A 15,206-nucleotide genomic window follows, 5' to 3' on the forward strand; every position below is an offset into this window, starting at 1 on the left:
GATTTCCGGTCATTTTTGTTGAGAACAACCTTATATTCACAGCTCGCTTTGGGTGCGCTTGTGGTTATTCCCGTGCCGCAAGCCGTTGCGCAGGCGCCACTTCATGGTGGCGATGGCGGCCTTGGCACCTGGGACCTATCATACCATTTTGAAGGTGCGGGTGGTGGGGTCGAGCAAGTTGGCGGAAACGCCAAAGGAAGCGTACTTGGTCGGTCCGGTACGCCTGTTATGAATCCTGGCGGTGGCGGTGGTGGCGCAGGGGGGGCTGCAGGGGGGAAAGGCCTTCAATGGCAAGGTTTGCCAAGTCAGGGCAAGGGCGGAGACGGTGGAGCGGGCGGCGCGCATGGTTATATCCTTGATGCCGCCGGAACGACATATTCGAATTCGACGTCCCTTGCGGGTTCTGATGGTATGCGGGGGGAAGACGGTGCGGCCGGGACTGGTCCTGGAGATCTCTTTGGTGGCTCCGGTGGCGGCGGTGGTGCTGGCGGTTTTGGCCTTGTTGTTGATCAGGCGGGCAGCGTCGTCAATGATGTCGGCGCTACCATTGCGGGAGGGGCAGGTGGTGCTGGCGGCAACGGTGCCGATGAACTCATCAACGAACCTTATGGCGGTGCGGGAGGCAATGGTGGTGCTGGCGGCATTGGCATTTATGTCCGCGACCCGGATCTTTCTATTACGAATAATGGAATAATTCGCGGTGGAGAAGGGGGGGCGGCAGGTGCGGCCGGTAAATCGCCCGCCGTGTATGGTCAACCGCTCCTTGCTCCGAATATTGGAGGAGACCCCGGTGCAGGCAGCTCAGCTATAGCGATCGATACTACTGGCGCGTCTCCGGTAAATAGCACGCGGTCCTTGATCAACGGCGCGACAGGGGAAATTTATGGCGGTCGCGGCGGGGCCAGTGCTTCAGTGGCCGGTAGCGTAACCTCACTCATTCACGTTGACGGAGCCGATGGTGGTGACGGCGTATTGTTAGACGGAGGGATTGTCAACCAGGGCATCATTCAGGGGGGGGACGGCAGTGCTGCAGGTGTTGGACCCGACGCTACTTTAACCGACAGCGTCACCGGGCTACCTTTGGTTTTCCAAGGAGCAAACGGCGGTTCTGGCGGGGATGGCATAGATTCGTATAATTGGGATTCCACGAAGACGACCAATAACAGCGGCACTGTGAAGGGGGGGCAGGGTGGAGCCGGTGGTGACGTTGCTGCACCAAGTGCGACTAACTCGGGCAACGGCGGCAACGGTGGTGGTGGTCTTATCATCCGCAACTCCGGGAGGCCGGGCACTCAAACGCTTATCAATACGGGAACGATTATCGGTGGCGACGGTGGTGCTGGCGGACACGTTGCCAACACAGACCAAACAAACGGATCCGGCGGAAACGGTGGCAATGGCCTTTACATATTCGGTAATCTTATCAACAGCGGCACAATCCGGGCTGGGACCGGCGGTGCTGCGGGTAGCGGAATGGCTGGTAAGGATGGTTACGCAGTGGACATGTGGGGCGACGGCAGTATTCTGGAAATCCGCAGTGGTTCGAATATAGTCGGTACCGTAGTTGCTAATTCAAAGAACAACGTCTTTGCCCTCGGCGGTGATCAAGACGCAACCTTCTCGGGCACGTTGTCAACGACGTTTGACCATGCTTCTGATTACCAGGGGTTTAAGATATTCCGTAAATCGGGAGCCAGCACATGGACCCTTGCCGCATCCTACAATAATGACTGGCAGATACGAGGTGGCATCCTGGAAGTTGGTGACAAGGGCGCGATCGCCGATACCAGCACCATCGATACCGGTCTTGCAAATGACAAGGGTTATCTCGCCTTCAACCGTTCAGATACCGTGACTTTCGGCGGGACAATTACCGGTACGGGCGGTTTTAAACAACGCGGTGCGGGAGTTGTAACCCTGACTGGCAGCAACGATTACACCGGGGATACCGTCGTCGCAAACGGTACGCTTTCGGTTGCCAGCGAAGGTGCGATAGGCACCGGAGGTCTTGTGCTTTCGGGCGGTTATCTCCAAATTACCGGCACCGACTACACCGCGACCGGCAAGAGCGTCACGATAAGCAGCCAGAAAACCGGCTTCGACATTGCTGATAGTTCCAACAGCTTTACCGTTTCACAAGACATATCGGGTTCTGGAGAACTAACGAAAAAGGGAGCGGGCACTCTCGTTTTGACAGGGACGAAGAGCTACACCGGCGGTACGGTGATCGAAGCTGGTGACTTATGGCTGGGGGATGGCACAACGGATGGTTCCATAGCCGGCGACATTTCCATCGCATCACAAAGCAAGCTCTATGTTAAGAATACCAGCGCCTATACACTGGGCAGCGATATAAGCGGTGACGGCGGTATTGTGCAGGACGGTAGCGCAGTGCTGACCCTTACCGGCAACAATAAATATAAAGGTGGTACTCTACTCAACAGCGGGACTGTTTCGGTTCAACAGGAGGAGAATCTTGGCGATGCTGCCGGTGATCTGAACTTCTCCGGCGGAACGCTGCAGATTACCGGCACGGATTTCAACGGTACCGACCGAACAATCAACTGGGGTGCACAGGGTGGCCAGTTTGATATTGCCGATGCTGGTAATAGTTTCACGCTGGCAAATGAGTTTACCGGTTCAGGTGGTCTGACTAAGTCCGGTAAAGGTACGCTCGTGCTGACAGGCGATAGCAGTAGTTTTGCGGGCCTGACGAATATCAATGCGGGAAGCTTGCGCATGCATGGCGGATCGCTAGGTGACGGCACCGGCACAGTGAATGTCGCGAAGGACGCTTCGCTTGGTGGCTATGGCACCATTGGCGGGACGACTAATGTTGCTTCGGGCGGTACGTTGTTTGGCCGCAGCGGACAAGTACTCAATTTTTCAGGTGATCTGACCCTCAATGCGGGCAGTAATGTCGATGTAACGCTTAACGGCGGACCATCGAACAATGAGATTTTCCACGTGGATGGTGGTCTGACTGTCGATGGTACATTGACGATCAATCCGAACAGCAATGTGGATGTCGGTGTCTATCGTATTTTTCAGTCCGACAATGGCCTGACCGATAACGGCATGAGCTTGGCTCCGGGCAGCGACCCGGATTATGGCTTGCAAGTGGTTCAACAGAGCGGCCAGATCAATCTTGTCAACTCAGGTAGTCGCAGTATGTCCTATTGGGACGGAACAACGCTGGTGGGCGACGGAACGGTCCATGGCGGCGATGGGACATGGGATGGGAATACCAGCAACTGGACCCATATGGATGGCACCAACAATTTTCAATGGCCTGACGGTCAGTTCGCGATCTTTCAAGGCACGGGCGGTACAGTGCAGGTTGCAACAGGCTTCCAACCGAATGTCAGCGGGATGCAGTTCTTCGTTGATGGTTATACGATCAAGGATGGCTCAATCACACTTGGTTCCGCGGACAACAGGATCATCGTCGGCGACGGTACTGCGCAAAGCGCCAGCTATGTGGCAACAATCGCTTCAGTGCTTGACGGGGCAAACGGGTTCACAAAGTCAGGTTATGGCACGCTCAAACTGACCGGTAACAATACGTATAGCGGTACAACAACGGTGCAAGAGGGGACGCTCGAGCTAAGTGGCAACGGTGCCCTCAATGCTGGGTCCGAGATCGCGCTTGTCGGTACCCAGTTCGATCACGGACGTCTACTGATCAACAAGGACCAGGATTCTCAACTTGCGAACCGTGTCAGTGGCGTCGGCGACGTGACCAAGGACGGCATTGGTGTTGTAACGTTTACCGGGGATAACACGTTCAGCGGTGGCTTGACGGTCAAGGCAGGTGCGGTAAAGGCCGGCATTGCCAACAATGCCTTCGGTTCAGGCAATGTCTCCATCATGGGTGGCGCCACGCTTGATCTGGCAAGCTTCAACGAAACAGTTGGCAATCTGATCGGTGACAAGTCAGGCGATGGAAATATCGACCTTGGCTCCGGTACGCTGACGCTCAATCAGAACTTGCACGGCGATTTTTCCGGTGTGATCACTGGCTCTGGCGGTATCAGCAAGAATGGCGATGGCGATCTGGTGTTCTATGGTCAGAACAATTATTCCGGTACAACAATGGTCAACCAAGGTGCTCTGGTGCAGGGCGCTGCAGGTGGGCTGTCGGCCAACTCCGTCTATAATGTGGCCGACGGGGCGCAAATTGAACTCGGAGGTTTTACCACCGATATGGCAGGGCTTTCAAATGGGGGCGATGTCATATTCGGTGGAACCGGCGGAACAGTGCTGAATGTGCTCGGTGATTATGCCGGCAACGGCGGTACACTGAAAATGTCAGCGGTCTTGGGCGACGACAATTCGCTGACCGATCGAATGAATGTTAGTGGCAACACAACCGGCAACAGCCGGATCGCCATCACTAACCGTCGGGGCTTTGGCGGCCAGACGGGCAACGGTATTGAGATTATCTCGGTCGCTGGCAACTCGGATGGTACTTTCACACTCAACGGCGATTACACAACCAAAGACGGCAAACAGGCAATCATGACTGATTCGGCCTATGCCTATACACTGCAAAAGGGTGGTGCCGACACGCAGAATGACGGCAATTGGTATCTGGTCAGCCAGAACGAGAAGTCCAGTTCCGCTCCTGATTCCGACTGCAACAGTACCAATAGCTGTCCAACACCACCATCGGGCCGTTACAGCGCTGCCGCTCCAGTCTATGAATCCTATACCGCAACGTTGCAGGCTCTGAACAAACTCCCGACACTGCAGCAGCGCATCGGTGAGCGTTATTTGGGTCGAAACCATCAGACCGAGCTTGGCGAGACGGAGAGCAAGGCGATCTGGGGTCGTATCGAAGGAGCGCACAACCGCCAAGAAAACGGCTCTACGGCAGGCGATTTACACCAGGACATCAACACGTTCATCATGCAGGCGGGCGTCGATGGCCAGTTCTATGAGGATGAAAATGGCAAGCTGATTGCCGGTATAACTGGACAATACGGTAATGCCCATTCCAATATTGACAACCGAACAGGCGACGGTTCGGGCACCATAAACACGCAAGGATGGGGTCTTGGCGCGACGGCCACTTGGTACGGTTCTTCCGGTTTCTATCTCGATGCGCAGGCCCAGGCCAACTGGTATGATAGTGATCTTGGGGTCGATGCAGTCAATTCTACTCTCAAGAACGGCAACAAGGGGGTTGGCTATGCCATGAGCGTTGAAGCAGGGCGGCGCTTTGCTATCGACCCGAACTGGTCAATCACGCCACAGGCGCAGCTCATGTGGTCGTCGGTGGATTTCGATAGCTTCAACGATGCCTATGGCGCTCGTATCTCCAATCGCGATGGTGACAGCCTCTCAGCTCGGCTTGGCCTTGCAGCGAATTACACCAACAGCTTCACCGGCTCAGACGGACGGATGGTCAATACATCGGTCTATGGCATAGCCAATCTCTATCAGGAGTTGATGGGTGATGCACGTTTGAACTATGCGGGCACACATATGGCGACCGACAGCGATGGCACATGGGGAGGAATTGGCACTGGCGGCACCTATTCATGGGCAGACAATAAATACACCATCTACGGTGAAGGTTCCATCAACACATCACTTAACCATTTCGCCGATAGCTATAACATCAAAGGGAATGTCGGTTTCAGGGTGAGATGGTAGTTTTCGACCATACCCTTTCGTAAACTTGAGCTCCCGGTCAACCGCCGGGAGCTTTTTCATTGTACCCTTTCGACCCCATGGTGGACGGCTGATTGGCCGATTATGCTGCCGACATTGATAGGAAGTTTGAAACATAACTTGGAGTGACAATGTTACTCCGAATTTAAAAGCAAGCAGCGGAGTGTAGCTTCGACGCGTTGGCATTAGCCTTCCTTCATGCTCATATTGAAGGAACACAGACATGAACCTTATGACCATGAAAACCTACGACCCTGATGAAAATCGCTGGCAGAAGGTGCTTGACCGCGACAAGGCGTCGGACGGTACATTTGTCTATGCGGTACGCACTACGGGCGTTTATTGTCGCCCATCGTGCCCGTCTCGGCGCGGAAAGCGCGAAAATGTTCAGTTTTTCGATCGCTGCGAGGACGCGGAACATGCTGGCTTCCGGCCATGCATGCGCTGTAAACCGCATCTCTCTGAGACCTTGGCGACACAGAACAGCACCCGCTACGCCGACATGGTCGCGAGGGCTTGCCGCTACATTGAGACGGCGGACGAAGTGCCTTCCCTTGAAGAAATAGCGTCTTCCGTGAAGGCAAGCCCTGCTCATTTTCATCGTGTATTCAAGGCGTTCACGGGGCTAACTCCGAAAGCCTACGCCGATGCGCATCGCGCAAAGAAAATGCGGGCAGCGCTTGATGCCCCGGAAATCCGTGTAACGGATGCCATCTATGATGCCGGTTACAATTCCAGCAGCCGCTTTTACGAAGCTTCGGGCGGGATTTTGGGAATGTCTCCAAAGGCTTACAGGCAGGGTGGCCGGAACGCGGATATCCGTTTCGCCATCGGTCAGTCCACGCTCGGTGCCGTGCTGGTGGCTGCAAGCGACAAAGGCGTTTGCGCCATATGGATGGGTGACGATCCGGAAGAACTGATCCGCGATCTGGAGAAGCGGTTTCCTCAAGCCAATCTCATCGGTGCGGATCGTGCGTTTGAGGACCTAGTGGCCGAAGTGGTGGGGTTCGTCGAAGCGCCAGGTATCGGCCTCAGCCTTCCGCTCGATCTGCAAGGAACCGCGTTTCAGCAACGGGTCTGGCAAGCTTTGCGTGAGATTCCTGCCGGAAAAACAGTAAGTTATACTGAAATTGCCGAACGTATCGGCGCCCCGAAATCGGTACGAGCCGTGGCGCAGGCCTGCGCGGCCAACAAGATCGCTGTCGCGGTCCCGTGCCATAGGGTGGTGCGCAATGATGGCGGCATCTCCGGCTATCGCTGGGGCGTCGAGCGTAAGCGCGATCTCCTGAAACGGGAGAGCCAGGGATGAACAGAAACGAACTCCCGCAGGCGGGAAACATCCTTGCTTATGACTGGCACAAAATTGGCGCCGAACTGGATGAGTTCGGTGCCACAATCCTCAGAGACATAATTTCGCCGCAAGAATGCCGCGAATTGGCCGCTGGCTACTACAATTTAGCCGCATTTCGAACCGTTATTTCGATGCGAAAACACGGTTTTGGGCGCGGAGAATACAAATATTACGCCAATCCCATTCCTGCCTTAATTTGGAATCTGCGACAGAAGCTCTATCCGCAGCTAGCGCCCATCGCCAATCGATGGAGCGAAAGAATGGGATCGGATGTTCGTTATCCTCCGACCCATGACGAGTTCCTGGACCGTTGTCATGCGGCAGGGCAGACCCGTCCGACGCCGCTCATCCTGCAATATGTCGAGGGTGACTATAATTGCCTGCATCAGGATATTTACGGCGACATCGCATTTCCCTTGCAGGTGGCGATTTTGCTTTCCGAGCCGGAGAAGGATTTCACCGGTGGGGAGTTCATTCTGACCGAGCAGCGCCCGCGTATGCAAAGCCGGGCGGAGGTTGTGCCGCTTCGGCAGGGTGATGGGGTGGTTTTCGCGGTCAACGACCGTCCGATGAAGGGCACGCGAGGCGATTATCGTGTCAGGATGCGGCACGGCGTCAGCCGCATACGGTCCGGCCAGCGCCATACGCTGGGCATAATCTTTCACGATTCCAGATAGAGGTTGTAACCGACCTTTCGATGGCCTTTGATCGCGGCAAAGCGATCAAAGGAGTCGGTTATGAGCGTGACCATCTACGGTATCAAAAACTGCGACACGATGAAGAAGGCCCGTACCTGGCTTGAAGACCATGGCATCGACTACGCATTTCACGATTACAAGAAGGAAGGGCTGGACGGGGAAACGCTCGACCGTTTCCTGAAGGACATTCCGTGGGAACAATTGCTCAATCGGGCCGGAACGACGTTTCGCAAACTGCCCGATGAAGAACGCCAGAACGTCGACGCCGCCAAGGCGCGGGCAATGATGCTGGCACAACCTTCCATGGTCAAGCGTCCGGTTCTCGATTGGGATGGCAAACTGACGGTTGGTTTCAAGCCAGACCAGTACGAAAACTTCTTCAAGTCTTGAGGCGGGAAAACGCTGCTATAGATAGCTCCGTTAACCAGAGGGAGAAATCGATGCGGCAGCGCGCGAATAAGGTCATTCAGCAATGGTCTGCGAGCTGGCGCGATTCCCTGATCGCTTCCTTCGCAGGCGGCATCGCCTGGCTGATCTGCCAGTTGCTTCTGGGGCAGCCGAAACCTGTCTTTGCGATGGTGACGGCCGTGATTTGCCTGGCGCCGAACCTGCCCAATCACGGCAAGCAGGCGATAGGGGTGATGGTTGGCGTCACGACAGGCGTGTTGGTGGGGGAATTTTCGCTGCTGTTCCCGGAAACGGTTCCTGTCTTTCACACAAGCATAGTGACCTTTGTTGCCATGGTTCTGGCGACCTCTTTCGGCATGGCCCCTGCAATTGCTATCCAGTCTGGCGTATCGGCGATTCTGGTTCTGGCTATGGGGCCGCAGGTCGCCGGGGTAACGCGGCTGGTCGATGTTCTGGTAGGCGCGGGGGTAGGCCTGCTGTTCAGCCAGATATTGATGACGCCGAACCCCCTTCTTCTGATCGACGGGGCCGCCCGGGGGCTGCTCGATCGTCTCGCAAAAGGCCTGAAACAATCGGCTGTCGCACTCGAAAAACAGGACCCGGTGCGGGCTCAAAACGCCATCAACCAGTTCACATCCGCGCACCGAGCGGTGATCGCTTTGGGCGACGGCATCGCACTGGCGCGCAGCAACGCACGCTGGTCGTTGCGCGGGCGGCTGGTGGCGCGTGAAGTGACGGAAATGGCGGGCCGATATGACCGCCGCGGCATCCGCCTTTACGCTTCGGCGCTGCTGTTCGGTGAAGCATTGGGCAATGCGTTGCGAAAGAAGGAAGCACCGCCGCCGCCCTGGCTGATGGAAGCCTTGCAGGTGGTCATCACCAACTGCGAACTGGAGGACGGGCAGGAACCACGCCGAATCCCACCCCTTCCAAATGATATTCCATTCGGCTGGCGGGATTGTGCGCACCGGCTATTGTCTGTTCAGGATACGCTGCTGCACTTCCTGCATTCAGATATTCCAGACAGTGTTCCAGTACCCGAACGGCAACAAAAGCCGGATGAAGCTGCGGCTTGAGGGCTTTCAGAGAAGCAACCGCACATGGTGTGCCAACTCATCCGCCGCCTGCCGTGCGAGCTTGGGACGGTTCTGCCAGTCGTCAACAGCGGCACCACAATAGGCAGCTTGTCCAAGTGCAAGGGCAGCGGCAGTTTCGGATGAAACCAGCGGCGATGCCCAATCGGCGGCTGCATCTTTCGGCGTAAACTTTCCAGTTTCGAGTGTATACCACATGCGTGCAAGCGTCAGCAGCACATTGCGCTCGTCACCCTGAATATTGCCAAGAAGGCCGGGCAAGGCGTCAGCAATTGCCCGTCGCACCTCGTCACGTGACACTGGCGGCAGAAGCTGTGCTCTTTCAGGCCCCAGAAGGCTTATGGCTTCCTGACCCGCTTGCGCGAGCACCAATGTGTACTCGGGGTCGGTGTGCTGTTGCGGTACGGTCCCTGTCTCGAATTCATTGCGCAACCATTCTCCATAAATGAATGCACAGCACGCGGGATAGCTGAGTGCGGCGAGATCCTGCGTTAAAAAGATCATCACTTCCAGACATCTGGGCGTGCCAGGCTTGGCCGGATGCCGACCTGATATCCGCATGAGCTTGTCGATGAGACGCGCGCCGGTTTCCGGTGTGAGAGGCTGGTTGCAGATCACGAGCAAATCGACATCGCTATCGGGGCGAAGTCCGCCATTTACAGCAGAGCCGTGCAGGTAGGCCGCCTGCAATGACTGCCCCAGACAATCCCGCAGAACGGCCAGAGCCAGTATGGCTTCATCGGGGATTTTTACGTGACTTCTATCCATCCTTCGTTGATACCCACCTTGGCCGACATATACAACGATTGCCGAAGACAGAATGTCTTCACTTGTCACGCTTCGGCGACTTCCCGCCGTTCCAGAATGCGGTCGATCAGTCCCCATTCAAGCCCTGCTTCCGGGGTCATGAAATTATCACGGTCGAGGGCGCGTTCCACCTCATCATAGGTGCGTCCGCAATGTTCGGCATAAAGACGTGTCATCAGCCGCTTGGTTCGCTGGGCTTCCTCAGCGTGGATAAATATATCCGACGCCTGTCCCTGAAAACCACCGGATGGCTGGTGAACAAGCAGGTTTGCATTGGGAAGGGCAGCGCGATGACCTGGTTCTCCCGCCATCAGCAGGAAGGAGCCCATCGAGCGGGCCGTCCCCATGCAAAGCGTGTGTACCGGCGCACGGACATAACGCATCGTGTCGTAGATCGCGAGGCCGCTGGTCACAACCCCGCCCGGCGAGTTAATATAGAGATTGATAGGCTGCCTGGAGTTTTCCGCTTCCAGAAACAGCAATTGCGCGCAGATTAGAGCGGACACAGTGTCATTCACTTCACCGTTGAGAAAGATGATCCTTTCGCGCAACAGACGCGAATAGATATCGAAGGATCTCTCACCACGGCTCGACTGTTCCACGACCATAGGGACGAGCTGCATCGTTTCGCGCATCGCGAACTCCTCTCTTTCAGAAACTCCGGGAAAAGATAGTTTAGGCGGCGCGCATCATTGGCACCCGGTTGCTGTTGGCGGCAGCCGCAACAGTGCGCTTTAGCCGAACGTCGTTCAGTTCGTGGATGATGCGCAGAAAGGTGCCGCCGGAATCGCCCGGCACAATGCGGAATGTAACCATGCTTTCCAGAAAGGGCGGCTCGCTTTCCCGCATCCGGTAGCTGATCTCCTCGCCGGGCTTGCAGGATGCAGGCTCCTGATCAGCCAGTGCTTCGGACGGGAGCCAGTTTTCGCGAAACTCAGGAATGCTGATTGCACGCCACACTTTCTGCGGAGCGGCATCCAGCTCATATTCAAGCTCAATGCCTTTCTCGCGTGGTTCTTCCCGCTGGTCGGTCATTGGTCCATATCCTTCAGCAAGGTTTTGAGAGCGTCGATTCGTTCCGGCCAGTAGGCGCGATACTTCGCAAGCCAGTTGGCAATGAGCGTCAGTCCGTTCGGGTTGACTTCATAGTTGACGAAGCGGCCTTCGCGCTCCTCACGCACCAGTCCCGCCCCGCGCAACACTGCCAGATGCTGCGACATGGCGGGCTGGCTGATCTCCATGCCCTCCCGCAGCGCGCTGGCATTCATGCTGCCCGACGCCAGCTTCTCGAAAATCGTCCGGCGGGTCGGATCGGCAAGCGCCCTGAAGATATCGTTGAATATATCGTTCTCATTCATGCAATCACATAAGCATGCACTTATGTGATTCGCAAGACCTTGTTTCAAGCGAGCCATTTTGATCGGCGCCATGCCGAAAAGTGTGAGGCGGCTTTCGGGCGAGGTGTGCGTTAAAACAAGTGAGTAAAATGCCGATCTGATTTCATCAGATTGGATAGCGCCCAGTTGACGAACCGAGGATTGATTTCATCCTCAAGCCGTCTGATCGATCTGATCAGAAAAATTCAATTGTCCCCGGACGATTGAGGTTTATTTTCCCGCCAATGACCGAGACCTCCCTAGAAATCGCCAAGCCAGTATCCTCTCAGCATCGCACTGCCGTCCGCTATGCGTTCGGCGGCTTTCTGGCCATGGCCGCAGCCATGGGGATCGGGCGCTTCATCTATACGCCGATCCTGCCGGGAATGATGGCCGATGTCGGCTTCACGGCTGCCGATGCGGGCTTCATCGCATCCGCAAATTATATTGGCTATCTGCTGGGGGCTGTTGTTGCCGGTTATGGCTGGTCCGCGGGCATTGAGCGGGCAAGCGTGATCATGGGCTTGACCATCAGCGGATTGCTGTGCGCTGCCATGGCGCTCTTCGATGGCGTCTGGCTATTCTCCATCATCCGCTTTGCGGCGGGTTTTATCAGTGCGGTGACCATGATCCTTTGCACGGCAATCGTGTTGAGCCATGTCACTGCGGCGGAAAGAGCCGGGCTTGGAGCCTTGCATTTCGGCGGTGTTGGCAGCGGCATTGCACTTTCTGCCGTTCTGGTGGCACTGATCCGCTTTGTCGGGTTTGACTGGCGCGCCGACTGGATCGGTGCTGCGGTTCTTACCATCGTGATGGTTGTTCTGGTTGCGGCTTTTGTCAGGGAAGGGCCTGTTGTTGGAAACGGCGGCATGCGTGAACCGCCGCTTCCCAAAAGCTTTGCCTTCAACGCGCTGGCACTGGCCTATGGAATCTTCGGCTTCGGTTATGTGATCACGGCCACGTTCCTGATTGCTATCGTGCGCGCGACTGATGGCGGTCCGCTGATGGAAGCGGCTGTTTGGGTGGTGACGGGCCTGACGGCAGCGCCCTCGATCTGGCTGTGGGCTCCGGCTGCCAGGAAGCTTGGCCTCTTCAACGCCTTTGCCCTGACGGCGATACTGGAGGCCGTCGGCGTTGCCGCAAGCGTGGTTCTGGCTCCGCCGCTCGGTCCTCTGGTGGGCGGCGCGCTGCTGGGCATCACTTTCATGGCATTGACGGCTTTCGGATTGCAGATCGCCCGCACACTCGCACCGGCTTCACCCAAACGCGCTCTGGCGCGGATGACGGTCTGCTTCAGCATTGGCCAGATCGTCGGCCCGCTGGTAGCAGGCTTCATGGCGCAGCAGTCCGGTTCATTCACTTCAGCAAGTCTGGCAGCAGCCCTGTCGCTGGTCGTGGTGGCGGCGCTTGGCATCGTGGCTGGGCGGCTGGCAAGATCACGAGGTTGAAACCTTACAGGAATTTAACTGGTAAAGGCGCAACGACCGGTTTCTTATGAGGAAAATCCTCACGAAGTTGGACTGAAATTCAGTGTTTGTGTCATTCTTCCCCCGCCCGAAACTGTTCTTCTGGTCCGCGCTCATCTGGAGCCTGCTGGCAATACTCGGCTGGTACGAAGGAGGGGAGCGACTGGGTGCCGCATTCGGTCTGCCGCCTCTGGCGCACGATGCTGCGCCGATTATCGGTGCAGGCGTTTTCTGGTCGGCCCCGTTTCTGTGGCTCTACATTTATTTCGCGGTGGCGACATTCGCCTTCTACCTGTTTTGGGCGTGGTTTTCACCGCACCCATGGCAACGCTGGTCGATCCTTGGATCAGCCTTGATCCTGTTCACCACCTATTTCGGCGTGCAGGTCAGCGTCGCGGTCAACGCCTGGTATGGACCGTTCTATGATCTGGTTCAGAAGGCGCTGACGGCTCCGGGCGCTGTCAGCGCTTCTGATTTTTACTGGGGCATGGTTACCTTTGCCGAGATCGCCTTTATCGGCGTGACGGTTGGTGTTCTGAGCCTGTTCTTTGTCAGCCATTATATCTTTCGCTGGCGTTCGGCGATGAACGAATACTATGTAAGCCATTGGCCGAAACTGCGTTCTATCGAAGGTGCGGCCCAGCGCGTGCAGGAAGACACGATGCGCTTTTCCACAACACTGGAACAGCTCGGTGTCAGCCTCGTCAAATCGGTGATGACGCTGATCGCCTTTCTACCGGTCCTGTTCAGTTTTTCAGAAAAGGTCAGTGAGCTGCCGGTGGTGGGCATGGTGCCGCATGCATTGGTCGTGGCGGCTGTCTTCTGGGCTGCTTTCGGCACCGGATTTCTGGCGCTGGTCGGTATCAAGCTTCCAGGGCTGGCGTTCAACAATCAGCGTGTCGAAGCGGCCTACCGCAAAGAGCTGGTCTATGGTGAAGACCATGCGGATCGCGCGGAGCCGATCAAGCTTGGCGAATTATTCCGCAATGTCCGGCACAACTATTTCCGGCTGTACTTCCATTATGTCTATTTCAACGTCGCCCGCATTTTTTACATTCAGGCCGACAATATCTTTCCGACCCTGATCCTGATTCCATCGATCGTGGCAGGCAAGCTGACGCTCGGTCTGATGAACCAGATCACCAATGTCTTTTCGCAGGTGCAGGGGTCGTTCCAGTATCTCGTCAATTCATGGACGACGATCATCGAATTGCTGTCGATCTACAAGCGCCTGAGGGCTTTCGAGGCGGCTATTCGTGACGAGCCGCTGCCGTCGTTCGATCAGGTCAACCTGCAAACGACACAGGGCGTTTAAGATCTGTTCTAGCCTGCATGGACGGCCTCCTTGTCGAGGCTGTCCAGATAATCGCTATAGGTGGTGCATTTGACGTCAGGCTTGGTGCAGACTTCCCTGACGATCCGTTCCATAGCGCGCCAATAGGCGCCGTCATTCATCAATACGAAATGGAAGCCTAACTGAAGCGGAATGCGATCGCCCGTATACTGCTTGTCGAATGCCGCCCGGAAGGCTTTATAGGCCCGCTCCTCGAAAGCGGCCGATTGCTGTGGCACTTCCTTGCCCTTGGAGTGACGGACATAGAGATTATAGTCCATCGCCACAATAGGGCGCTGCGAAGGCCCTTCCGGTACAAGCGGCAGGCCAAATGAAGCGAACTGACCGGCAAGGATCGGCATTTCAGGGCCGCGTGTGATGGAGGATGCCTGGTAGCGAAAACCATTGGCTTTGAGAGCATCCTGCACTGGTTTTGACGCGGCGAGATAGGGCGCACGGAAACCGTCGATGCCCTTAAGCGCAAGCTCGCGCCAGCCTTCCGGCTCGCCACTGATGCCGTTATTCCTATAGGCGTCAGCGGTAATGCGGCGAAATTCCTTGATCTCCTTGTCCCAGTCGGCGGCGGACCAGCCGGTGCCGTCAAAATGGCCGCAGCCATGGCTGGCAATCTCGTTTCCTTCCAGATGGGCCTGCCAGATATTGTCAAGGCGGGCGACGACTTCGTCGCGGCTCAGTGCGAAGCCGACATTGGACGAACCGGCCCGCTTTTGGGGCGGCTTGTAATCCCGCCGGTCCTGTTTGGTCATCAGGAAGACGCAGGAAAGGAAATAGGTGAAGTGGGCGTTGTTCTTTCTTGCCAGCTCGCGCGAGCGGGTCCACAGCGCATTGTCATGTGCCCCGTCAAAGGAAATCAGCACATATTGCGGCTTTGCGGACGCTGGTTCCGCCTGCGCAGCGCAGGTGGCGAAAACCAAGGCGGACAAAAGAAAAGGGCGGGGGGACAGAAAGCGCATGAATCACGAAACGAAGCGGG

12 protein-coding genes are annotated in these 15,206 nt (G+C 56.4%); 7 read left to right on the top strand and 5 right to left on the bottom strand.

Annotation, left to right across the window (positions count from 1 at the left end; all coding sequences use genetic code 11):
• Positions 1-18: 18 nt before the first annotated feature.
• The 5 genes from FJQ48_RS01470 (at position 19) to FJQ48_RS01490 (ending at position 9,212) form a co-directional block, all read left to right on the top strand.
• The gene (locus FJQ48_RS01470) at positions 19-5,661 is read left to right on the top strand and encodes an autotransporter outer membrane beta-barrel domain-containing protein (protein ID WP_180350086.1); all 5,643 of its coding nucleotides are present in this window, start codon (positions 19-21) and stop codon (positions 5,659-5,661) included.
• 241 nt (positions 5,662-5,902) lie between these two features.
• Positions 5,903-6,988 (top strand): bifunctional DNA-binding transcriptional regulator/O6-methylguanine-DNA methyltransferase Ada, encoded by a 1,086-nt coding sequence (gene ada, locus FJQ48_RS01475; RefSeq protein ID WP_139973445.1) that lies wholly within the window; start codon positions 5,903-5,905, stop codon positions 6,986-6,988.
• Positions 6,985-7,707, top strand: a complete 723-nt coding sequence (locus FJQ48_RS01480; protein ID WP_139973446.1) for a 2OG-Fe(II) oxygenase — start codon at positions 6,985-6,987, stop codon at positions 7,705-7,707. The genes ada and FJQ48_RS01480 overlap by 4 nt, the downstream gene beginning before the upstream one ends.
• A 60-nt stretch (positions 7,708-7,767) precedes the next feature.
• Positions 7,768-8,118: an ArsC family reductase gene (locus tag FJQ48_RS01485; RefSeq protein WP_139973447.1), complete on the top strand. Its 351-nt coding sequence runs from the start codon at positions 7,768-7,770 to the stop codon at positions 8,116-8,118.
• Positions 8,119-8,168: 50 nt separating this feature from the next.
• Positions 8,169-9,212, top strand: coding sequence for an FUSC family protein (locus FJQ48_RS01490; protein ID WP_139973448.1), 1,044 nt, complete (start codon positions 8,169-8,171; stop codon positions 9,210-9,212).
• 6 nt (positions 9,213-9,218) lie between these two features.
• Here the strand turns inward: FJQ48_RS01490 and ant(9)-Ic are convergent, their stop codons facing one another.
• The 4 genes from ant(9)-Ic to FJQ48_RS01510 all read right to left on the bottom strand — a co-directional run bounded on the left by ant(9)-Ic (position 9,219) and on the right by FJQ48_RS01510 (position 11,395).
• The gene (gene ant(9)-Ic, locus FJQ48_RS01495) at positions 9,219-9,998 is read right to left on the bottom strand and encodes an aminoglycoside nucleotidyltransferase ANT(9)-Ic (protein WP_139973590.1); all 780 of its coding nucleotides are present in this window, start codon (positions 9,996-9,998) and stop codon (positions 9,219-9,221) included.
• 65 nt (positions 9,999-10,063) lie between these two features.
• Positions 10,064-10,672, bottom strand: a complete 609-nt coding sequence (locus tag FJQ48_RS01500) for an ATP-dependent Clp protease proteolytic subunit (RefSeq protein ID WP_139973449.1) — start codon at positions 10,670-10,672, stop codon at positions 10,064-10,066.
• A gap of 40 nt (positions 10,673-10,712) precedes the next feature.
• Positions 10,713-11,072: a hypothetical protein gene (locus FJQ48_RS01505; RefSeq protein ID WP_139973450.1), complete on the bottom strand. Its 360-nt coding sequence runs from the start codon at positions 11,070-11,072 to the stop codon at positions 10,713-10,715.
• Positions 11,069-11,395 carry a metalloregulator ArsR/SmtB family transcription factor gene (locus FJQ48_RS01510; protein ID WP_139973451.1) on the bottom strand — a complete coding sequence of 109 codons (327 nt, stop codon included), beginning with the start codon at positions 11,393-11,395 and terminating at the stop codon, positions 11,069-11,071. Before FJQ48_RS01510 ends, FJQ48_RS01505 begins: the two co-directional genes overlap by 4 nt.
• Before the next feature lie 263 nt (positions 11,396-11,658).
• On the opposite strand from FJQ48_RS01510, the gene FJQ48_RS01515 reads away from it, so the two are divergent.
• Together FJQ48_RS01515 and sbmA are read left to right on the top strand one after the other, a co-directional pair.
• Positions 11,659-12,861 carry a YbfB/YjiJ family MFS transporter gene (locus FJQ48_RS01515; protein ID WP_139973452.1) on the top strand — a complete coding sequence of 401 codons (1,203 nt, stop codon included), beginning with the start codon at positions 11,659-11,661 and terminating at the stop codon, positions 12,859-12,861.
• Between the two features lie 82 nt (positions 12,862-12,943).
• Positions 12,944-14,194, top strand: coding sequence for a peptide antibiotic transporter SbmA (sbmA, locus tag FJQ48_RS01520; RefSeq protein ID WP_139973453.1), 1,251 nt, complete (start codon positions 12,944-12,946; stop codon positions 14,192-14,194).
• Positions 14,195-14,202: 8 nt separating this feature from the next.
• On the opposite strand, the gene FJQ48_RS01525 is transcribed toward sbmA, so the two are convergent.
• Positions 14,203-15,186: a polysaccharide deacetylase gene (locus tag FJQ48_RS01525; protein WP_139973454.1), complete on the bottom strand. Its 984-nt coding sequence runs from the start codon at positions 15,184-15,186 to the stop codon at positions 14,203-14,205.
• Positions 15,187-15,206: the final 20 nt, after the last annotated feature.

This window comes from Ochrobactrum sp. CGA5 (assembly GCF_006345815.1).
In the GTDB taxonomy this organism is placed as follows: domain Bacteria; phylum Pseudomonadota; class Alphaproteobacteria; order Rhizobiales; family Rhizobiaceae; genus Brucella.

Bases quoted from the DNA above. Each gene is read 5' to 3' on its own strand.
- ada (WP_139973445.1), top strand. From the start codon at position 5,903: ATGAACCTTATGACCATGAAAACCTACGACCCTGATGAAAATCGCTGG.
- FJQ48_RS01480 (WP_139973446.1), top strand. From the start codon at position 6,985: ATGAACAGAAACGAACTCCCGCAGGCGGGAAACATCCTTGCTTATGAC.
- FJQ48_RS01485 (WP_139973447.1), top strand. From the start codon at position 7,768: ATGAGCGTGACCATCTACGGTATCAAAAACTGCGACACGATGAAGAAG.
- FJQ48_RS01490 (WP_139973448.1), top strand. From the start codon at position 8,169: ATGCGGCAGCGCGCGAATAAGGTCATTCAGCAATGGTCTGCGAGCTGG.
- FJQ48_RS01500 (WP_139973449.1), bottom strand. From the start codon at position 10,672: ATGCGCGAAACGATGCAGCTCGTCCCTATGGTCGTGGAACAGTCGAGC.
- FJQ48_RS01505 (WP_139973450.1), bottom strand. From the start codon at position 11,072: ATGACCGACCAGCGGGAAGAACCACGCGAGAAAGGCATTGAGCTTGAA.
- FJQ48_RS01510 (WP_139973451.1), bottom strand. From the start codon at position 11,395: ATGAATGAGAACGATATATTCAACGATATCTTCAGGGCGCTTGCCGAT.
- FJQ48_RS01515 (WP_139973452.1), top strand. From the start codon at position 11,659: ATGACCGAGACCTCCCTAGAAATCGCCAAGCCAGTATCCTCTCAGCAT.
- FJQ48_RS01525 (WP_139973454.1), bottom strand. From the start codon at position 15,186: ATGCGCTTTCTGTCCCCCCGCCCTTTTCTTTTGTCCGCCTTGGTTTTC.